Raw genomic sequence first — 1,772 nt, forward strand, 5'->3', positions numbered from 1 at the left:
CTCAAAAACGAGCAGGCCATTGCGAAACTCACCGAGGCCATCGACAAGATGAACGCCGACCAGCAGACCAAGCTGCAGGCCATCATTGACGTGCTGAACTCCGTGAACGCCACCCTCGAGACCAAGCTCGCAGCCATCGAGGCGGCAATGAAGGCGCAGACCCTCACCCTTGAGAGCAAACTCGCCCTCTTGGAAACGGCTATCAAGAACCAGACCCTCAAGCAGGAGGAAATGGCAGAAAAACTCATCACCGCCATCAACAACCTGCAAGGCAATATGGAGGCGAAGATAGAAGCCATCACGGAGGCTATCAACAACGTGAACACTACGCTTGAGAGCAAACTCGCACTTATCGAGGCAGCCATCAAGGCGCAGACCCTCTCGCTCGAAGCCAAGCTCGACCTCTTGGAAGCAGCCATCAAGGCATTGCCCGACTACACCTCGCAGCTCGAAGCCATCAAGACAGCCATTGCCAACCTGCCCGACTATGGCGACAAACTCTCTGCCATAGAAGCAGCCATCAGCGCAATGCCCGACTACAGCGACAAGTTTGATGCTGTCGTTACAGCCCTCAACGCCATGAAGACGCAGATTGAAGCCCTCGGCACCGGTCAGACCGCCATCGCCGAAAAGATAGCCGCCGTAACCACCGCCATCAACAACCTCATCGAAGAAGTGAACAGCGGCAACACCAGCGCAGCCGCAGCCCTCGCACAGATTATCCAGAAACTCGAAGAACTCAAGGGCAATATCGGTGGCGGAGATACCCCATCCACGGAGGATTATGTGGACCTCGGCTTGCCAAGCGGCATCAAATGGGCGACAAAGAATCTTGGCGCATCGAAGCCGAGCGACTACGGCGACTACTACGCATGGGGCGAGACAGAACCCAAGACCGACTATTCATGGTCAACCTACAAATGGATGCAGACCGGCCAGTCCGACTGGAAGTACATCACGAAGTACACCTTCCCCGACGGCAAGACCGAGGGCATCTGGTATGCCCCCGACGGCACCTTCATCGGCGACAGCAAGACCACCCTCGAAGCGGCCGATGACGCAGCCACCCAGAAACTCGGCTCGCCTTGGCGCATGCCGACCTCTGATGAAATCAAGGAACTTTTAGACAACTGCACCTGGACATGGACCACTCAGGACGGCAAGAACGGCTACGAAGTGAAAGGCACGAACGGCAACTCCATCTTCGTGCCTGCCGCCGGCTACCGTCACAGTTCCGAGCTCAACGATGCTGGCAGCTTGGGCTTCTACTGGTCGAGTTCGCTCAGCGCGGCCTACAGCGACCGCGCCCGCAGCCTCTACTTCGGTTCGGACGAACACGACTGGAGCTTCGACGACCGCTTCTACGGGTTCACGGTTCGGCCCGTTCACCCATAAGATTTGAATTGCCCTAAACAGGTGGAAAAGCCGAGCGCGTTTGACCCCCGAGGGCAAGCGACGTTGACCCTTACGGGCAAAATAAGAATGACCCTCTGCGGCAAAATAAAATTGACCCCTGAATGCGATTGCCATTCAGGGGCTTTTTTGTAGTTTTGTGTTGCCGTCCTGACTGGCGGATAAACGTTAAACTACAGAATTCAATGACAAAGTTAAGAAATTTATTGCGATGTTACGCCATTGGAATGAGTATAAAAAGCATCTCTAGTGCTTTTCATCCCTCGCGTAACACTGTGCGCAAGTATGTGCGCAGGTATCAGGAGAGCGGTCTGACGCTTGACCTGCTGATGACCATGTCTGAGGAAAAGCTCCAGGAG

General features: G+C 55.1%; 2 protein-coding genes. Both read left to right on the forward strand.

Annotated features, from left to right (window positions below):
* Positions 1–1,395 (forward strand): hypothetical protein (locus BM114_RS14000; protein ID WP_092114342.1); only part of this gene is annotated, 1,395 nt, incomplete at its 5' end.
* A 203-nt stretch (positions 1,396–1,598) separates the two neighbouring features.
* Positions 1,599–1,772 (forward strand): helix-turn-helix domain-containing protein (locus BM114_RS14005; protein ID WP_092114344.1); only part of this gene is annotated, 174 nt, incomplete at its 3' end.

It is taken from the genome of Prevotella sp. KH2C16 (genome assembly GCF_900113305.1).
Classification (GTDB): domain Bacteria; phylum Bacteroidota; class Bacteroidia; order Bacteroidales; family Bacteroidaceae; genus Prevotella.